Below are 17,333 nucleotides of genomic sequence, written 5' to 3'. Positions count from 1 at the left end.
CTATTTGCCTTCGACTAATTCAGGGTAACCAAACAAAGATGGGGTACCACCTGTATGAATAAACACAACGTTTTGTGACTCTGTCAGTTCTCCATTTTCAATCATACCGATTAAGCCACACATCGCTTTACCCGTATAAGTAGGGTCAAGCAGAATGCCTTCTTCGAATGCTGTGGTATGGATAGCTTCAACCACTTTTGCACTAGGTACACCATAACCCGGAGCCAACACCCAGTCAGAACATTTAACCATGCCAGGCTTAAGTTTATTTTCATCTACATCAAGCATTTTCAACACTTTACGTGTTTTTACTTCTACGCGTTCTGTTTGTGCATCTTGATCACGACGAACACAGAAGCCATAGACTGGAATATCAAGACCTAATGCAATCACACCAGCCATCACGCCAGCGTGAGTATTGGCAGAACCTGAACCAAGAACAATGGCATCAATTTTTAAACCAGTTGCTTGAGATTGAAGATAAAGCTCTTCAACACACTCTACATAGCCTAAGGAACCCCAAGGTGTTTGGTCTGTAGCACTTAGTGGAATAACAAAAGGATTATAACCTTCATCTTTCAATTGAGCGGCGCGGTCATACATTGCTTTGTCTGCGCCTTGTTCATCTTCACCCACATCGTAAGTATGGATTTTTGCACCCATTAAGCGGTTTAGATAAGGGTTACCGCTTTCTTGGTACTCTTTGCTGTGGGTGTCAACACGGTGTTCAAGCTGAACTTCAACGTGCCAGCCCATTTTACGAGCTGCTGCAACTGTTTGGCGAACGTGGTTCGATTGAACGGCACCTGTCGTTAATAAAGCATCAGCATTTAAGTCCATTGCTCGACCAACATAATATTCAAGTTGACGAACTTTATTACCACCAAATGCAAGACCAGTCGCGTCATCACGTTTAATATAAATATTTGGGCCTTTAAATTTTTTAGTTAAATTAGGCATTAGCTCAAGTGGTGTAGGTAAATGTGCAAGTTGGGCTTTTGTGTATTTTGCTGTTAACATAATTTAAGTTCCGTGTAAGGTAAGTTTAATAATTTATTATTTAAAGAGTTACAAGAATATTTACACCACTAATAAGCAGTACCAGTAATGTTATATTCTTAAATAGTTTTGGATTGATAAATTTTGAAATGTATTCGCCAAAGAATAAGCCTGCAAAAGTAGCTGGTAATAACATAAGAGAATATTCCCATGTTTGTTCTTCAACACCGAATAAATACATTTGTAGAACCAGTGATACGGCGTATGAAACGGTTGATGTGGTAATAACCGCAGCTCGAATCGCATTCTTATCCAGTTCACACTGAGTTAGGTACCCAACGACTACTGGGCCTGGCATCGCCATTGCGCTTGCCATTGCTCCAGACAAGGTACCAACACTTGCGCAGTATCGTTTATTCATTGGTAAAAAGCGTTGGCTTACTGCATTTCTAGCGCGGTAACGCTCAAAACCATTTTGTGCTGTCATCAATAATATTAATGTTGCGACCGCTATTTTTAATGTGTTGATATCTGCCATATAAAATAATGCGCTGCCGATTGGATAACCAATAACGCAGCCAATCATGAGTTTTTTCACTAAATCGACTGGAACGTTTGATCTTATTTTAAACCAGTGAGCGATAGACATAGCAAATGTGATTATTATTACTATTTGTACCGCTGAAGTTGACTGGAATATAATTAAAAAGGCTGTTACAGCAATTATTCCAAATCCAAATCCAGTTGCTGCTTGAAGAGTGGCTGCAAAAAAAGTAATAAAAAATAAAGCCATCATGTCCATAAAAAATCACCGTTTGCTTATTAACTTTGCTTATTATTAATAACGCCAAGCATAATAACAAATGCCAATTATCAGGCTCAGTATAACAAAATGTAATAGCAAATCATTTTAATGCGAAAATGATGGGGAGAATGATTGGTAATACAGGGGTTACAGTGGGAAATTGATTTTTTAAGGCTTGTTTGTTAGACACAATTAATAGATGGAACTGTGATGGAGGTCTATAAAGTAACGAGGTCGTTGAGTTGTGTAATAAGTTGAATGATGAGTACTCAGTATTTAAAGCTAGGAGTAAATGGGAGAGCAGTAAGGGATCTCTTCCTTCGTCATTCAGATAGTGGCGTTGAATCTAGAAATTGCAAAAAACCAAGAACAGAGGAAAAAGCCTATTCTTGGTTTCTAGTTGTATAGATAGAGGGAGAGCACGGCTAAATACAGTGTTAACACGTGCTCCTTTAAAGAGGAATTAAGCGGTTTGGCTTTCCAATTCTTGAGAATTGCGTTGCGCTTTAATCATTTTCAATGCGTCTTCTTCAGACATTGTCTTCGCTGGTGTTACTAAGCTAACGATAATGCCGCCAGCCGTTGCAAAGATCATTGATGGGAAAACAGCGTAGCCAAATAGCTCATTCATTGCAGGAACATATTGGAACACAAGAGAACCAACCACACCGCCCGCAATCGCAGCAATCGCACCTTGCCAAGTAGCACGTGGCCATAGTCGACCCATGACACCAGCAATCGCTTGACCAGTAATCAATAGCCCGACCATGCTAGTAATGTAGCTAAGTATATCTTCAGCCGTTAGCGTACCGATCAAAGCAGCAAGAATTGAAATGGATACTGCGATTTTAGAGAGTGAAACTACGCGATCTTCTCTTGGTGCGTGACCATAAACTAGTTTGTATACGTCATTTGCCATGATGTTCATCGCAGCACTTGCGTCACCTGCCGCTGAAGACATGGTTGCACTTAGGCCAGAAATTAGAGCTACAGCACCAAGCCATAATGGTAGTACCGTCATTGCTAGGTATGGGAATGCGTAGTTAACTTGGCTTAAATTTGGGTTATGAGCATAAGCTGTCATCCCTAGAATTGGTGGGATAAAGCAGAAAGTTAAGCTGATAACACCCGTGATGTAGAAGCCTTTTTTCAGACTATTTTCATCAGAAGATGAATAAATACGTTGACGGAATGATGGAACCGCAAGGATTGCCATAATTTCTGCAAAGACAATTGAAATGGCGTGAATAGGATTTAATTTCTCCAAACCTAGGAAAGAGTATGCGCCCTCTGGTGCCGCTGCTTTCAAACCTTCAAATCCACCAACGGTATTAAATGAAGCGATAGCAAGAATAACGAAACCGACGAAAAGAATCACAGCTTGTGCTGAAGCAATCCAAGTTACGCCACCATAGCCATCTTTTAAAACGAACAGCGCAACAATCACACCAACGATCAATCGAGCCATGGTGACATCAATTTCTGTTAGCCATGCTAAGTACATACCACCGCCGACGATGTGAGCACCTAGCCAGCCTACAGAAGCAAGGTACATACCGATAGTCACAAGGTTCATTACCCATTTGTTGCCCTCGTAGTAAACACCGATCTCTTCAGACATGGTGTTCACTTCCCATGTACGAGTATGAGCGAATAACTTACCACAAAGAGAAATACCGATAGCCATACCAAGACCGTACAGTACTGCAGCCCAGCCGTTGGTATAGGCAAAACCTGTAGCACCCATACTTGAACCAGTACCGACTTGTGTTGCAACCGCAGAACCTACAATGAGGAGTAAAGGCACGCTTCGGCCTGCTAAGTTGAAATCTTCCCCTGTTTTATTTTTGTTTTTACCTGCCGTGATATGACTGATCACAAACATTAAAACTATGTATGCTGCAAAGCAAAGCAGCAGTAAAGTTTTGTTATCCATTGAGAGCTCCATTGAGTTTGTTTTTCATTGATAAAACTATTATTCATATATGAAAGTGTGTTTCACAAGTAAAAGAAGGCCAGATTTTGATCTAGTTCTCAATGGGCGTTAGGGGAATTTGAAGAAAGGCACACTTATAGCATGCCTTACATTGGGTAAATCGAGAGGGGGAAACTACAGTTTGAGGCGAGAAGAAACTTGTTTTGCAGCGTTTTTAAGTTGGGATTTGATTTTGTCCAGTCCAATATGGGAGTTCTGCCATGAGCTTTCATACAACTCTAAGAATGGGCTGGTTAATATCGCAAGAAGTTCATCATTTTCATCATAAATAGGACAAGATAAGTTAGTCACTGCCACTATATCTTTACTTGGTTCAGAGACAATGCCGCTGGCTTGCGTGCGCTGAATTGCATTGGCATTTTCTTCAAAGAACTGTGAATTTAAGTTGGCTTCATTGTGAATTCGTTCTCTATTTTCTTCATTGGAAAAGGCCATAAGACATAGGCCTGAGCCTGATGTCGCGATATCAACAACCGCGCCAATTCTAATGTTCACACCGATTAGTGTCGGTGGATCGATTTGGTGAACCACCACTAATGCACCATTGTTATATACCGCTAGGTGACAAGGCTGTTGCGTTTCACTTGAAAAGGTAGCCATAGCCATACGAGATGATTCAACAAGTCGTGTTATGGAAGATTCACTCACGATAAGCTGATTCAGCTTATGTGTTAGGAAATAGAGGCCAGTCACTGATGCGATGTACTGTCTATTTTCCAATACAGCGATGGTACGAAAGACTTGAGAAGTCGTTTTTCCTAGCTTGTTGGCAATTTCTGATTTGTTCAGACCACCTCTATGGGTAGCTAATAACTCAATGATGTCTAACCCTTTTTCAAGCGCCTCTGACTTATAGACTGTTTCGTTCATAAAGATTCTCGTGATTTTGATCATAAATAGATTACAAGCCACTTGCTATGTATGTCGATAACTTTTAAGTTTCCAAATATAAAATCTAGTTTTAAATATGAAAGGTGAAGTTATGTCACACATCTATGATCACTTGGGTATCAATCCCATCGTGAACGCGGCGGGAACCTACACCGTGATTGGTGGCTCTCGAATGAGTGAAACGACGCTACAAAAAATAGCGGAAGCCGCTAGCCAACATGTTGAAATCCGAGAGTTGCAACGTGTCGTGCATGAAAAAATTGCCGATATGACTCAAAACGAGGCCGCTTTCATCTGTAATGGTGCTGCGTCAGGTTTGTATCTTTGTACTGGTGCTGCAATTGCTAAGAAAAAAGGCAAACCAGCTTACTACCTAGATAAGCAAGAAATCGCAGACAGTGAAATTATCATTTTCGCTGCGCATCGCAACCCTTATGGCCAGGCCATTTCTCAATATGGTGCAACCGTAAAGGAAATTGGTTATCCGAACATTATCTTGCCGCTTACTGAGCAAGACCTTGAAATGGCAATTAATGAAAAAACTGTAGCCATTTTCTTCTTCGCTGGTGATCAAGGCGGTTGGGTTGCAAAGGGTGGCTTATCTTTTGAAGCTACTGCAAAAGTAGCTAATGCACATGGTATTCCACTTGTTGTTGATTGCGCAGCTCAAATTCCACCAATCAGTACGCTTTGGGATTATACCCATAACGGAGCAGATGCGATTGTGGTTTCTGGTGGTAAAGATCTAAAAGGCCCGCAAGCGAGTGGATTGGTTCTTGGTAAGCAAGATCTATTGCAATACGTTCAAACGACAGGCTTTCCAAACTACGGTTATGGGCGAATGTTGAAAACCGGTCGCGAAGAGATTGTCGGGTTGTACTGGGCGCTTAAAGAAGCGTTAGAAACGGATCATGACGCAAGGGATCAATGGGCTGAACAGCAGATTAGAATTCTTGCTGATGAATTGGCAACAACAGAGCTATTTCGAGTTGAACGCACTTACCCAAATGAAGCGGGTCAACCAATGGCACGCGCATCAGTACGTTTCCCATCAGATGTGACATCAGAGCAAGTGTTGAAATTGTTGATGCAAGGCCATCCAAGGGTGATGTGTAATTCAGAGCACGACAATCAAGTATTCGTTAATCCGATGACGTTAAAAGAAGATGAAATCTACATCGTGGTTAATAAATTTAAAGAAATAGAAAAACTTATCGAACGAGGTAACAAATGATCCGAATGATGCCAAAAACGGCGACACAGCATAAAACTGCTGGGCCTTACAGTCCTGTATTAGAAGTTAAAGGGACGAACTTAGTTTTTCTTTCTGGCCAAGCATCCCTAGATATGGAAGGTAACACTATCGGGGATACGATAGAAGAACAAACCCGCATCACAATGGAACATTGTATTAAGCAGCTAAAAGAAGCGAATTGCACTTTAGATAATGTGGTCGAAGTAACTGTTTATCTTGCTGATTTGTCTGAGTGGGATCGCTTTAACGTTGTTTACCGAGATTACTTTACAGCGCCATACCCAGCACGTACCGCTTTGGGCGTGCAACTTCTGAATAATTTTAAAGTCGAAATCACTATGAGAGCGATTAAAGATGAATAATTTAGTGACTTGGTCGAGTGACAATGAATTATTCCAACTAGCAAAAGAGAAATTGTTCGTTGCTCTAGTTGGCGATATTCTGGATAAAATTGGCTACCATCATCAATTTCTTGCACCAGGCTTAAAGCCGATCACTAGTGATATGGTTATTATCGGTCGTGCAATGCCAGTACTAGAAGCGGATTTCTTTGGCGAGCACCAAGGGCATACTGAAATTAGCAACAAGCCTTTTGGTATGATGTTTGAAGCCCTTGATGACTTACAGGAAAACGAAGTTTATATCTGTTCTGGCAGTTCACATAGATATGCGCTTTGGGGCGGTTTAATGTCGACTCGAGCGATGAAGTGCGGTGCTGCGGGTGCGGTATTACATGGCTTCCATCGTGATACCAATGAAATTGAACGATTGAATTTCCCGGTTGCGTCCTTTGGTGGTTATGCTCAAGACCAAGGTGTTCGCGGCAAAGTGATTGATTGGCGTGTGCCAATTGAAGTCGATGGTGTGCTAGTGCGCAACGGCGATATTATCTTTGGCGACCGTGACGGTATTTTGGTCATTCCTCGTGAAGTGGAAGTCGAAGTATTCCAAGGCGCTTTTGAAAAAGCCTTGGGTGAAAATGAAGTGTTAGAAGCGCTTCAAGGCGGTATGTCTACCGTGGATGCGTTTGAAAAATTTGGCATCATGTAAAGCGATGATTGATATTAAACCTCTGCCTCGTATGAGGCAGAGGTTATTCTTATGTATCTTTCCAAGTATTATCCCAAGCATATTCCCAAACGTAAGTAGGATAACTTGTCGTTATCTCTAGTTTCTTAAAGTCACTAGGTTACTTAAGTTATTTCGGCTACTTGGGTATCTTGAAGTTACCTAGGTATTGTTTTATTCCGCGCTATCTTGATTGATAAACGTAGCTTCAATTTGTTCTAGTTCTTGTTGTTCTTTGATTTTCTTCTCTTCTTGTAAAGCGGCTTTTCTTTCATTCAGAGCGCGTTTTTCTGATTTAGTCAGAAATTTAACGGCTTTTTTTGTTGTTAGAGCATAAGCAATAACATCTTCGCCTTTCTCTCTACGCTCACTGACACGTTGTGAAAAACGTTCGTCGTCGCGAGCTTTACGCTGTTCAGCTGTTAATTTACTCATATCTAGATTCCTCATTAGTTAATCGTGTTCGGGTTCATGACCCTCAGTCAAACAAATGAGTTGGGTGCACATTCATATCGCTGATGACGGCTATCTTAGCACATAAGCCGCCGCAACCCCCATTCTATCTACTTCGGCTCTCATTTAGTGGCGAGCGTTAAGGTGTCAATTTCTGTAACGCGATATCTCGTGATGAGCTTGATGAGTGGATTATTCTGCACGCTATTTATTGTCCCATTTACGCAATTATCTTTCCTTTTATTGTCTATTTTTTCATTAATCCGAACCACATACACTTTTAACATTAGCCGAGTAGTGAGTCTGCCTGCCGGGAACAATAATTTTCCAGAAGGAAGAATTTGATGAGAACAACAGTGTTATCAGCCCAGCAAGCGGCTGCGATGATTGAAAATGGTGACAAAGTCATTTTAGGTGGGTTTATTGGTGCAGTCGTACCAGAAGCCATCGAAAAAGCGATTGGAGAACGTTTTGTTGCCACCGGTTATCCAAATGAACTTGAACTTTATTTTACCGCAGGTCAAGGAGATGGCGTCGACAAAGCCAATAACCATTTAGCGCATCCTGGTATGGTGAGCTTGGCTTATGGTGGTCATTGGGGGCTGATTCCTCGTTTGCAAAAACTGGCGAATGATAACCAAATTCAAGGCTATAACTTCCCACAGGGCATTATTGCTCAGCTGTTGCGTGATTCAGCTGCCGGTAAACCGGGGACACTTTCTCATGTTGGCCTAGGTACTTTTGTTGACCCACGTTTAGGCGGCGGAAAAATTAACCAAGTCACCACGGCTGATCGCGTTTCAGTCATTGAAATCGAGGGTGAAGAGTTTCTATTTTATAAGCGTATAGAACCCAATGTCGCGCTGCTGCGTGGTACTACAGCAGATGAAAATGGCAACATCACCATGGAAGATGAATGTTTGTTCCTAGAAAACCTGGCTGCGGCTCAGTTAGTGACGAACATGGGTGGCAAAGTCATTGTGCAAGTGAAACGTCTTGTTAAAGCCGGTGAGCTCGATCCACAACAAGTTCGTATTCCCGGAATATTCGTTAACGCAGTTGTTGTGGCTGATGACGAATCACACATGCAAACATTTGCCGAGCAAATGAATCCAGCCTATTGCGGTCGAGGTGTTGCAGAGCAAAAAAGTGGACAAGAGCGTCGTTTGGATGCGAAGAAAATCATCGCACGTCGAGCGGCTATGGAGCTCAAACAAGGTGCCATCTTGAATTATGGTATTGGCGTACCAGAAGTGATTGCTCAAGTGACGGATGAAGAGGGTATTACCGATCAAATGATTGCGACGGTTGAGCCGGGTGCTATTGGTGGTACACCTGCGGGTGGGCTTAGCTTCGGTGCATCGGCATTTCCTGAGGCGGTGATTACTCAAGACCAAATGTTTGATTTTTATGATGGTGGTGGTATTGACCAAGCATTCTTAGGGCTTGCTGAGTGCGATCAGCACGGCAACCTTAATGTGTCGAAGTTTGGCACTAAGATTGCGGGTTGCGGTGGCTTTATCAATATTACGCAAAACGCGAAACAGGTATTTTTCTGCGGTACTTTTACGGCTGGTAAGTTGGAGGTCGAAACCGGTAACGGTGAGCTCACTATCGTAAATGATGGTCATATCAACAAACTGATTAGTGAAGTGCAGCAGATTACTTTCTCCGCTGATGTTGCCCGTCGTAATCACAAGCCTGTGCTGTATATCACCGAACGAGCGGTATTCAAGCTAGGGGAGCAAACCTTAGAGCTGATTGAAATCGCACCGGGTGTAGATTTGCAAAAAGATGTCTTAGCGAAGATGGATTTCGTACCAGTGATTAGCCCAAATTTGGCATTAATGGATGCACGTATTTTCTGCGACGCTCCGATGGGTTTAACACTGTCGCCTTTAAATGCTACAGAATCCGTTATTGATAACGCGGCTTAATCTAGAGTTATCACGACTCTTCTGAGGATAAGCGCGTAATGTCAGCAAGATAATCAATAAACTCCCTCCGATAGCATGGTTAGTCACATGGTTAGTCGGAGGGAAGAAAAAGCTTTGCTATGCCAGTAGAGCGCATAGCAAAATTTTTTCAAGAGATAGAACATAATGAGTTACACCATCGAACAGCTCACTCTTGGTCAGAGAGCACATTTTGAAAAGACCATTAGCGAATCCGACATTCAAATGTTTTGTGGCATTAGCGGTGATATTAATCCCGTTCATGTGAGTCAAATTGCCGGAGAAAACAGTATTTTTGGAAGTCGAGTAGCACATGGCATTCTGGTTTCAGGACTGACGTCCGCCGTTTTGGGTATGCAATTACCAGGGCCTGGAACCATCTATTTAGGGCAAGAGCTGAAGTTTACCGCTCCGGTTTATATTGGTGACACCATCCGCGCAGAAGTCGAAGTGATTGAAATCAATAAAGATAAGAACATTGTAAAGCTGGCGACGCGCAGTATTAATCAGAACGAGAAAGTGGTGATCCACGGTGTCGCAACAGTTATGCCTCCAAAGCATTCATAAATTAGTAAGGAATATTTGATGATTATTAAACCAGAAATTCAAGGCGTTGTTGCTAGAACTGCCCACCCTATGGGTTGCCAAATGGCAGTGTTGAATCAAATCGCTTATGTACGTAATGCCGAGCCTGTCGTCAACGGTCCGAAAAAAGTGTTGGTGCTGGGTGCATCATCAGGATTTGGCTTAGCATCTCGTATTGCGCTTGCTTTTGGCGGATCTAACGCAGATACGATTGGTGTTTCATTTGAACGAGGACCAAGTGAAAAAGGTGTCGGTACCGCAGGTTGGTACAACAATATCTATTTCCGCCAAGAAGCTGAAAAATCAGGCATGATTGCTAAGAACTTTGTTGGTGATGCATTTTCACCACAAATGCGCGAGCAAGTCATTGAGTACATACGCAGCGAGTTTGGTGGCAAGGTTGATTTGGTTGTCTACAGCTTGGCAACGGGTGTGAGACCGAATCCAGAAACCGGTGAACTATGGCGATCATCTATTAAAACCACGGGCGCTCCCGTGACTGGGCCAACCATTAATATCGAACAAGATAAAATGGTGCAGATGACGATTGAAACGGCAACCGAGGAAGAAGTGGATGCCACAGAGAAAGTGATGGGTGGTGAAGATTGGCAAAGTTGGATTGACATACTTTCTCAAGCGGACGTCTTAGATCAAGGGTGTAAAACCGTGGCGTATTCGTACGTTGGGCCTGAATCCACATACCCTATTTATCACCATGGCACATTAGGTCGAGCAAAAGCGCACCTGCATGCTACCGCCGATAAACTTAATGAACAGATGAAAGGATTAGGTGGAGAAGCCTACGTATCGGTTTGTAAAGCCTTGGTCACGAAAGCGAGTGTCTTTATCCCTGCATTTTCACCGTATATTTTATCTCTATTTAAGGTGATGAAAGAGCAAGGAACTCACGAGGGGTGCATTGAACAGATGCAGCGGTTGTTTGCTGAACGTTTGTATGGTCAGCATCAAAGCGCGGGAGTACCTGTGGATCTCGCTCGTTTGATTCGTATTGATGATTGGGAACTTGAGCCTGAAACACAAGACAAAGTCTCAAAGTTAATGGTGCAAATTACCGAAGAGAACTTCCAACAGATTGGGGACTATGAAGGCTATAAGTTAGACTTTATGCAACTGAATGGATTTGGTTTTGATGGTGTCGATTATGCTGCCGAAGTTGATATGGATGAGTTAGTGGCATTAGCCCCTTAATCTGGATTGTCTTTCAATGAGAAAAGCCCTGCATTTCGCAGGGTTTTATTTTATCTATCTGATAATATTGATCTTAATTACCAATTGTTACCGTCGTCACACAATTCATTATTGCGAAATCAGGATAATGCGATGGTTTTATTTCGGTATTATTAAGTTGAAAAATAACTTAAGTATCACCCTACAAGGTACATGATATGAACAAAAAACATCTTATCGAGATAACGATATTTCTAACCTACGCTCTCTTCGCTATGTCTTGGGTTGCGGGCTCTATGATGACGAAAGACATCATGGCGTTTTACAACATTGAAGGTATGGCTGCCGCCACTTGGATGACCAACGCAATCACCATCGCGAAGATCATCGGTAACTTATCAGCGGCATGGCTGTTGATGAAGATGGGGCCGAAAAAAGCGTTCGCAGTGGCTTCGCTACTGATTGTTGCTGGTGCTGTTGGTGCATTTGCTTCTAACTACCCATTGTACGTCTTCTCACGTTTAGTGATGGGCTTTGGTGGTGCATTTGCGATTGTTTACTTTAACCCAATTGTTATTAATTACTTCAACGCAGAAGAACGCCCTATTATCAATGGTATTAACGCAGCGGCGTTCAACATGGGTAACCTACTGGCGATTCTATTTACTGGTTCACTTCTATCAAGTCTTGGCAGCTGGCAAAATGTTATCTTCGCTATCTCTGCAGTTAGCTTAGCTATTTTGGTTGTCTGGTGGTTAGTCAGCGATGATTTCTCTCTTTCAAGTGGTGCTAGCAACGGTCAGCAAGTAACTTACACACTAAAAGATGGTGCGAAAGAGTCGGTTAACTGGTGGCTTCCAATTGCTTACTCGGGCTTACTATTCTGTTACATCTCTGTTTTTGCTCTGTTCCCATTAGTTCCAAGCTTTGCTGCTGAAGCGAAATACCTTTCTTCTATTATGATTGGAGCAGGTATGGTAGGCACCATTGCTGGGATTATCACGGCTAAGCGTTACCCTCTACGTGTGCCAGTCATTCGTTACTGTGGCCTAGCTATGACGGCTTTTGCTGCAATCATGATCACTACATCAAGCGCTTCAATCGCTTATGGTGCAGCATTTATGGCCGGCTTCTTTATGTTTGTTCCTATGACGGCTTTGGTTACGCTACCTCAAGAATTACCAAACATGACACCAGCGCGTATTACGGTTGTATTTGGTATGTTCTGGTCTATTTCATACATGATCGAAACCGCATTAATGTATTTCGCCGGTGTTCTTACTGATACAACGGGTAATATTTTCTATGCCGCTGTGTTTGCTGTGATGTGTTCATCAACATTCTTCCTAGCGAGCTTCTTCTTACCTGAGACAGGTAAAAAACCAGAAGTTGTCTCTGCAACTGTTAAAAATGCATAAGGAGCTATGTATGCGTCAAGTTAGTCCAAAATTACAAACGTGGTTAGACAATTTTAACGTACAAGTTGCAGCGATTGTGGCTGGTGGATTCAAACCAACCGCTACCAATGCGCGTGAAGGGTTGGCCAATTTAACCAAAGGCTTCGTCACTGATATTCCTGCTGTCGCATGGGTACAAGATGATTTGGTTTCTGGCGATGAATATAACGTTCCAGTACGTATTTATCACCCAGAACCGGAAACTGCACTACCTGTATTAGTTTATTATCATGGCGGTGGTCATATGGCTGGCAGCGTGACGGTATATGATCCAATCTGTCGTAAGTTGGCATTGGCTACACGTCATATCGTGGTAGCAGTGGATTACCGCCTTGCTCCTGAATGCCCATACCCAGCTGGCGTGAATGATGCTTATACCGTTGTGCAAAATTTATGGGCAACATTAGATGGACGTGAAGTGAACTATCTTCCTCGTCTATCGATTGCAGGTGACTCAGGTGGTGGCGCTTTAGTGGCTAGCGTGAGCGGTAAAGCTCAATTTGATGAGAAAGTGACAATTGAGAAACAGGTGATGGTTTACCCAAGCCTTGATTACACTATGAATACGGAGTCGATGGATCTGAATGCGACTGGTTACTTGCTACAGAAAGGCAAAATCGCTTGGTATTTCGATAACTATTTCCAAAATGGTGAAGATAGAAAAGAGGCTTCTCCGTTGCATCAAGCAATCACAGATGGTTTACCGAAAACCTTACTGTTCACTGCTGAGTTCTGTCCATTGATGGACGAGGGTAAACAGTATTGTGAAAAAGCTATCGCAGCGGGCGCTCAAGTCGAACACATCCACTTTGATGACATGATTCATACATTCTTAAACATGGAAGACTTGGTGAAAGAAGAGTGCGACGCTGTCTATCAAGCCATTTCTGAATTTCTCAATAAATAACCTTTCTGATGACTGAGTAGCCCTGATCGCCTATGGCGAGGGGTTGCTCCGGCAATCAACTAATTTGGATATACATCAATGAAAACGCACACGTTGTTATTAGCGGTAGCGGGGCTTTTCACGTCTACTGCTGGCTATTCTTCAGTAGTTGAACTGAATGATGACATAAAACTGGATTGGGGCATGGATGCTTATGTACGTGCTCATGCGATTGAACCAAACGATGGCAGTAGCGAGAATGGCTATACCAGCCGATTCCGCGTTAAGGCAAACTTAATGCTAAACGATGGCTGGTCCATCAATACGCGTCTTCAAGCGTATTACGATTGGGCAGGTGACCGCCGTCATAGCGGTGGTGCAGGGAATAACTTTACCGATGACGCCAATGTTGACGGCCTCTCGGTTGACCTAGGTTTTGTACAGTACGCAGACGACGGTCTACTACTTCGTGCTGGCCGTCAACGTGCGGATTGGGCGTATGGATTTAACATCAGCAATGACCGTCGCGACCGCTTACTCGCGATGCAGTCTTACGGATATGGTGAGAGTGATTCAGTAAGTTTGCTAGGTATCTATGATTTACGTTTTGCAGAAAGCGAATACGAGTCAGATTTTGATGTCTATAAAGACGTCCACATGTATGCATTAGCCGCTGTCGGTAAACACGGTGTGTTAGATTGGGGTATGCTGTGGGCGTACTTTGAGGGGGGTGATCAAAACATCGGTGATCCAGATATCGATATGCCTCAAGCGGGCTACGGTATCGATTATTTCCACAATATTTCGCCTTATTTCACCGTTCAGATCGATGATTTTTCATTACGCGGTGCAGCCAACGTGATCTTATCTGATTCAACCAATCAACTTGGTTACCACACCACGTGGGGCAGTGATGGCTTTGCTGGTTTTGTTGAAGCAAATTATCAGCTAACAGAGAGCTTAAAAATTCAGGCGCAAGGTGTTGGTTTTGTTGATGGCGGCTTAGTCGGCCGTGGTTTTGATACCTATTCAGGGCTGATTAATAATAACGACCGTAACGACCCGAGCCCAATTTCTCGTCAATTCTTTGGTGGTTTAGGTCATGAGGGCAATGACGGTTCTATTTACGCCGCTCGATTAGATTGGCAATATTCATCTGATTTGAATATCAAATTGGCCGGTGGCGTGATGGATATTGAAAATAATCTCGGTAGCCAAACTGATTTGCAATCGACCTTTGTGGATTTGAGTACTCGTTATCAATGGAGCGAATACACAGACTTTACGGTACAAATGAGCTGGGCTGACGAAGATATTGATGACTTTGCGGTAATGGGACAAATCAACATTCGTTATGACTAATCTTATGCACGCTTAACATACTGTTATACATAAGAATAAAAAGGTGAAGTGGTATGCTTCACCTTTTCTTATTTACCCTCGTTTCACAAGGCTAAAGTGTTTTTTACCCCGCTGAATTAGGTAGAACTGATCAAATAAAGCAAACCCAAGCCCATCTTCCTCACTTAACAGCTTTTCACCATTAATTGAAATTGAACGGTTTGTAATTAACTCACGAGCAATACGCTTAGAGTTGGCGAGCCCAGTTTCTAGCAGCATCTCAACGATATCTGTTTGTTGAGTTGAAATACAAGGCAAGCCGTCGAGTTCAAGTTGTTGTAATTCACTAAGGCTTAGATTCTGAACTTGGCCATTAAATAGCGCTTGGGTGATACGTTGTGCTGAAGCCAAACCGTTTTCACCATGAACAAATTGTGTCATTTGCTGTGCGAGAATTTGCTGCGCTTGTGGCTTTCCATTGCTGGATTTGTCTTGTGCTTCGATGCTATCGATCTCTTCGCAGCTTAAAAACGTGTAGTAGCGTAGGAAATGATAAACGTCAGCGTCTTCCGCACCTAACCAAAATTGGTAAAATGCGTAAGGTGACGTTTTTAGAGGATCGAGCCAGACAGCGCCTCCCTCGGTTTTACCAAACTTAGTCCCATCGGATTTGGTGATAAGTGGTAAAGTTAAACCAAACACTTGCTGATTATTTTGACGACGAGTGAGATCAATACCGCTGACGATATTGCCCCATTGATCGTTACCACCAATTTGCAAACGGCAATCGAACTGTCGGTTTAGCTCAGCAAAATCGTAAGATTGAAGCAGTGAATAACTGAATTCAGTAAATGAAATACCTTGATCAGGGCGTTGCAAGCGTTGTTTCACCGACTCTCGGTTGATCATCGTATTGACTGAAAAGTGTTTGCCCACATCACGGAAAAAGTCAATAACGTTGATTTTCCCAATCCAGTCGGCATTGTTCACCACATTTAACGCCTGATTAAGGTGTGGATTCATCAGCTGATTGATCTGCGCGGTTAAATCTGCAACCCAACCAAGAACCGTATCGCCAGAATTAAGATTACGCTCCGTTGCTTTAAAGCTTGGATCGCCAATCATCCCCGTCGCGCCGCCGATAAGTGCAATGGCGCTGTGCCCTGCATCTTGAAAACGCTTTAGCATGATTAATGGCACTAGATGGCCGATATGCAAGCTTCCTGCTGTCGGATCGAAACCGCAGTAAACGGTTTGTGATTGTTCTAACAGCGTGTTGATTTGCTCAAGATCGCTGGCCTGAGCGATTAATCCGCGTTGGGTTAAATCTTGGATAATTGGAGAGTGCATACCTTTTTCTCATGATGGAGTGATTTTCGAATGAGAGTAAAGGGCAATGACAGTGAGGGCTATATCCCTAAAGGGATAGTTGTGGGCATTTTATTCTCACTTTACTCATCTATTTGGTAGGTATTGATGGCGTGTGAGTGATCAAATGATTAAGGAATAATTGGAATAGCTCACTTAACGAGTTGACGTTCAGCTGCGCGTAGATACGCTTGCGATGATTCTTTACCGTACCTTGCGTGACACCCAGTTGCTCAGCTATTTCCTTGGTATCAAAACCTTGTGCGAGTAGGGCGGTCACTTGTTGTTCGCGCTTAGTGAGTAGACTTTCCCCAAAGGATAATAATGCCTGTTCTATCGCGATACGAATGTGATCACTTGCTTGTTGAGTATCGTTATTACAGTTTTTTGTGGTATCAGTCGCTTCCGTTGTGCCCATAACTGGTGAAGCGAGTGTGAATCCACCTTGTTGCCAATGAGTCTGACATAACGAACTAATCACTGAAAAATAGCTCTTGAGTGTCTCAACTTGCTGGGGTTTGAAGCGTTTATCTGATTGTAAATAGCCCAAATAGAGCACGATCCAGCGAGTAGGCTCTATTTCAATCAGTATGCTTAATTCATCTTGCCAGCCCGTTTTTTGATAGAAATCAGTCTGGTATTGCTGGTAATCAATTCCCTGTTTGGCTATGTCCGTAAGCGTAAAGACCCCTTGTTGTTGCTGCTGATTGAGCATCAGGTAAAACGGATCATTTTGAAATGAATTGGTTAGATAGCGTTGAAATAGAAGGTCACGCTGATCATCAATGGAATCGTAGAGGTAAATCGGATGCTTATGTTGACGATACCCCAAAACTACCGCGCAGTCGTAATCAACCAGTTTACTGATTAGCGTGACCAAAGTTGAAGTAAAACGCGGGGAATGCAGAGCTGATATGACGTCAGAGAGTGCTGAATTTAAGGTGTTCTGCATATTCGTATGTGGCATGTCGAATTATGAATTGGCTGTGGGTTAGCACGCAGCATAACCCAACCCAAAGTGAGAGGAAAACCAATTGTTGCCTCTCACTTGTTATCATATGGCTTGTTATCGTATAGATTTGGAGC

Annotated in this window: 16 protein-coding genes; 9 read left to right on the top strand and 7 right to left on the bottom strand. The window is 42.8% G+C overall.

The window, feature by feature from the left end; all coding sequences use genetic code 11:
• The 4 genes from DZ860_RS15550 to DZ860_RS15535 form a co-directional block, all read right to left on the bottom strand.
• Complete coding sequence (locus tag DZ860_RS15550; RefSeq protein WP_120033013.1) at positions 1–1,020, bottom strand: D-cysteine desulfhydrase family protein; 1,020 nt, start codon at positions 1,018–1,020, stop codon at positions 1–3.
• Between the two features lie 40 nt (positions 1,021–1,060).
• On the bottom strand, positions 1,061–1,801 hold the full coding sequence (locus tag DZ860_RS15545) for a sulfite exporter TauE/SafE family protein (protein ID WP_120033010.1): 741 nt from the start codon (positions 1,799–1,801) through the stop codon (positions 1,061–1,063).
• A gap of 466 nt (positions 1,802–2,267) precedes the next feature.
• Positions 2,268–3,740 (bottom strand): sodium:solute symporter family protein, encoded by a 1,473-nt coding sequence (locus DZ860_RS15540; protein ID WP_165862914.1) that lies wholly within the window; start codon positions 3,738–3,740, stop codon positions 2,268–2,270.
• A 174-nt stretch (positions 3,741–3,914) separates the two neighbouring features.
• On the bottom strand, positions 3,915–4,670 hold the full coding sequence (locus DZ860_RS15535) for an IclR family transcriptional regulator (RefSeq protein ID WP_165862913.1): 756 nt from the start codon (positions 4,668–4,670) through the stop codon (positions 3,915–3,917).
• 112 nt (positions 4,671–4,782) lie between these two features.
• Here DZ860_RS15535 and DZ860_RS15530 point away from each other — a divergent pair, with 112 nt between their 5' ends.
• From DZ860_RS15530 to DZ860_RS15520, 3 genes are read left to right on the top strand one after another with little or no spacing between them, the layout of a single operon-like run.
• On the top strand, positions 4,783–5,925 hold the full coding sequence (locus tag DZ860_RS15530) for a hypothetical protein (protein ID WP_165862912.1): 1,143 nt from the start codon (positions 4,783–4,785) through the stop codon (positions 5,923–5,925).
• A complete protein-coding gene (locus DZ860_RS15525; protein ID WP_120032999.1) occupies positions 5,922–6,308 on the top strand; it encodes a RidA family protein in 387 nt (128 codons plus the stop codon). Before DZ860_RS15530 ends, DZ860_RS15525 begins: the two co-directional genes overlap by 4 nt.
• Entirely contained in the window at positions 6,301–6,996 is a 696-nt protein-coding gene (locus DZ860_RS15520; RefSeq protein ID WP_120032996.1) for an RraA family protein, read from the top strand. The genes DZ860_RS15525 and DZ860_RS15520 overlap by 8 nt, the downstream gene beginning before the upstream one ends.
• Positions 6,997–7,188: 192 nt before the next feature.
• Here DZ860_RS15520 and DZ860_RS15515 read toward each other — a convergent pair whose 3' ends face one another.
• Positions 7,189–7,449 (bottom strand): DNA polymerase III subunit epsilon, encoded by a 261-nt coding sequence (locus tag DZ860_RS15515; RefSeq protein ID WP_120032993.1) that lies wholly within the window; start codon positions 7,447–7,449, stop codon positions 7,189–7,191.
• A gap of 362 nt (positions 7,450–7,811) precedes the next feature.
• Here DZ860_RS15515 and DZ860_RS15510 point away from each other — a divergent pair, with 362 nt between their 5' ends.
• From DZ860_RS15510 to DZ860_RS15485, 6 genes are all read left to right on the top strand, one after another.
• The gene (locus DZ860_RS15510) at positions 7,812–9,404 is read left to right on the top strand and encodes an acyl CoA:acetate/3-ketoacid CoA transferase (protein WP_120032990.1); all 1,593 of its coding nucleotides are present in this window, start codon (positions 7,812–7,814) and stop codon (positions 9,402–9,404) included.
• 165 nt (positions 9,405–9,569) lie between these two features.
• Entirely contained in the window at positions 9,570–9,989 is a 420-nt protein-coding gene (locus DZ860_RS15505; RefSeq protein ID WP_120032987.1) for a MaoC family dehydratase, read from the top strand.
• Positions 9,990–10,007: 18 nt separating this feature from the next.
• Complete coding sequence (fabV, locus tag DZ860_RS15500; protein WP_120032984.1) at positions 10,008–11,216, top strand: enoyl-ACP reductase FabV; 1,209 nt, start codon at positions 10,008–10,010, stop codon at positions 11,214–11,216.
• A 197-nt stretch (positions 11,217–11,413) separates the two neighbouring features.
• On the top strand, positions 11,414–12,613 hold the full coding sequence (locus DZ860_RS15495; protein ID WP_120032981.1) for an MFS transporter: 1,200 nt from the start codon (positions 11,414–11,416) through the stop codon (positions 12,611–12,613).
• A gap of 10 nt (positions 12,614–12,623) precedes the next feature.
• The gene (locus tag DZ860_RS15490; RefSeq protein WP_120032978.1) at positions 12,624–13,559 is read left to right on the top strand and encodes an alpha/beta hydrolase; all 936 of its coding nucleotides are present in this window, start codon (positions 12,624–12,626) and stop codon (positions 13,557–13,559) included.
• 78 nt (positions 13,560–13,637) lie between these two features.
• Positions 13,638–14,900 carry a hypothetical protein gene (locus DZ860_RS15485; protein ID WP_120032975.1) on the top strand — a complete coding sequence of 421 codons (1,263 nt, stop codon included), beginning with the start codon at positions 13,638–13,640 and terminating at the stop codon, positions 14,898–14,900.
• Positions 14,901–14,972: 72 nt separating this feature from the next.
• Here DZ860_RS15485 and tyrS read toward each other — a convergent pair whose 3' ends face one another.
• Positions 14,973–16,229, bottom strand: coding sequence for a tyrosine--tRNA ligase (gene tyrS, locus DZ860_RS15480; RefSeq protein WP_120032972.1), 1,257 nt, complete (start codon positions 16,227–16,229; stop codon positions 14,973–14,975).
• 109 nt (positions 16,230–16,338) lie between these two features.
• On the bottom strand, positions 16,339–17,214 hold the full coding sequence (locus DZ860_RS15475; protein ID WP_120032969.1) for a LuxR family transcriptional regulator: 876 nt from the start codon (positions 17,212–17,214) through the stop codon (positions 16,339–16,341).
• Positions 17,215–17,333: the final 119 nt, after the last annotated feature.

The sequence above is a fragment of the Vibrio sinensis genome (assembly GCF_003605645.1).
GTDB classification, from domain to species: Bacteria; Pseudomonadota; Gammaproteobacteria; order Enterobacterales; family Vibrionaceae; genus Vibrio; species Vibrio sinensis.
The sequence above is the reverse complement of the archived record's forward strand: the minus strand, read 5'-3'. Positions and strand labels throughout refer to the sequence as shown.

Excerpts from the sequence above, each read along its gene's own strand:
- DZ860_RS15550 (WP_120033013.1), bottom strand. The coding sequence starts at position 1,020 with ATGTTAACAGCAAAATACACAAAAGCCCAACTTGCACATTTACCTACA.
- DZ860_RS15545 (WP_120033010.1), bottom strand. The coding sequence starts at position 1,801 with ATGGACATGATGGCTTTATTTTTTATTACTTTTTTTGCAGCCACTCTT.
- DZ860_RS15540 (WP_165862914.1), bottom strand. The coding sequence starts at position 3,740 with ATGGATAACAAAACTTTACTGCTGCTTTGCTTTGCAGCATACATAGTT.
- DZ860_RS15535 (WP_165862913.1), bottom strand. The coding sequence starts at position 4,670 with ATGAACGAAACAGTCTATAAGTCAGAGGCGCTTGAAAAAGGGTTAGAC.
- DZ860_RS15530 (WP_165862912.1), top strand. The coding sequence starts at position 4,783 with ATGTCACACATCTATGATCACTTGGGTATCAATCCCATCGTGAACGCG.
- DZ860_RS15525 (WP_120032999.1), top strand. The coding sequence starts at position 5,922 with ATGATCCGAATGATGCCAAAAACGGCGACACAGCATAAAACTGCTGGG.
- DZ860_RS15520 (WP_120032996.1), top strand. The coding sequence starts at position 6,301 with ATGAATAATTTAGTGACTTGGTCGAGTGACAATGAATTATTCCAACTA.
- DZ860_RS15515 (WP_120032993.1), bottom strand. The coding sequence starts at position 7,449 with ATGAGTAAATTAACAGCTGAACAGCGTAAAGCTCGCGACGACGAACGT.
- DZ860_RS15510 (WP_120032990.1), top strand. The coding sequence starts at position 7,812 with ATGAGAACAACAGTGTTATCAGCCCAGCAAGCGGCTGCGATGATTGAA.
- DZ860_RS15505 (WP_120032987.1), top strand. The coding sequence starts at position 9,570 with ATGAGTTACACCATCGAACAGCTCACTCTTGGTCAGAGAGCACATTTT.
- fabV (WP_120032984.1), top strand. The coding sequence starts at position 10,008 with ATGATTATTAAACCAGAAATTCAAGGCGTTGTTGCTAGAACTGCCCAC.
- DZ860_RS15495 (WP_120032981.1), top strand. The coding sequence starts at position 11,414 with ATGAACAAAAAACATCTTATCGAGATAACGATATTTCTAACCTACGCT.
- DZ860_RS15490 (WP_120032978.1), top strand. The coding sequence starts at position 12,624 with ATGCGTCAAGTTAGTCCAAAATTACAAACGTGGTTAGACAATTTTAAC.
- DZ860_RS15485 (WP_120032975.1), top strand. The coding sequence starts at position 13,638 with ATGAAAACGCACACGTTGTTATTAGCGGTAGCGGGGCTTTTCACGTCT.
- tyrS (WP_120032972.1), bottom strand. The coding sequence starts at position 16,229 with ATGCACTCTCCAATTATCCAAGATTTAACCCAACGCGGATTAATCGCT.
- DZ860_RS15475 (WP_120032969.1), bottom strand. The coding sequence starts at position 17,214 with ATGCCACATACGAATATGCAGAACACCTTAAATTCAGCACTCTCTGAC.